A 795-nucleotide genomic window follows, 5' to 3' on the forward strand; every position below is an offset into this window, starting at 1 on the left:
GTGGACGACGGCTGTCAAGATTCTGGCACTTCTGAAAGGAGAAGATGGGTGAAATGGCGAGACCAAAGCGAACAACCCCGTGGATCGCGCCCCGTAACGGCGTCTTTTACGCGCACTGGTACAACGAAAGCACAAGACAAACAGAACGCATCAGTCTTCGTACGGCTGACAGTGCTGAAGCAGAGACTCGGTTTGCGGAGTTCCTGCTGCACGGGCGCGAGCTCCGACAGAAGCGCGAAAAAGGGCTGACCGTCTCGCAGGCGCTTGACGACTATTTCGACGAACACGTCAAAGAGAAGTGCGCAGCGCCACGGCGACAGGAGCAAGCTATTCGATGGCTCAAGGAGTTTTTCGGCGAGTACCAGCTTTCCGAGGTAGGCGTTCCGTTGAGCCGCGAATACGTGTCCGCACGGGTCAATGGTTTGATCGGCGGCGGGAAGCGTCGCAAGATCAAAGCAGTGGCCCCGACCACTGTCCGCCGGGAGCTCAATGTGCTTGTCGCGGCTGCAAACCACGCACTATGGATGAAGCGCGAAGGTGCGGCAGCGGTCAGTGTGGACGCGCCGCCCATGAAGACACTCGGCCAAGATGACGAGGCCCCGTACTATACGGAGGACGAATTGCTGGAAATATTCACTCTTGCCGAGGGGGAAATGTCTTATTTTGTGCAATTGTTGTACTATACAGGTGCAAGACGTGGCTCTATCGAGAATCTGACACGTGGCCAGGTCAACTGGACAACAAAACGCATCTTGCTTCAGAAGCCAGGCAAGACAGCCACAAAAAAGAGACAGC

1 protein-coding gene is annotated in these 795 nt (G+C 56.0%); it reads left to right on the plus strand.

Features of this window, described 5'->3' with window-relative positions:
* Positions 1–44 precede the first annotated feature (44 nt).
* Positions 45–795, plus strand: a 751-nt coding sequence (locus ACTJKP_RS27020) for a hypothetical protein (RefSeq protein ID WP_440632853.1), incomplete at its 3' end; no start/stop codon positions are given.

The organism is Brucella sp. 22210 (assembly GCF_052045675.1).
In the GTDB taxonomy this organism is placed as follows: Bacteria; Pseudomonadota; Alphaproteobacteria; order Rhizobiales; family Rhizobiaceae; genus Brucella.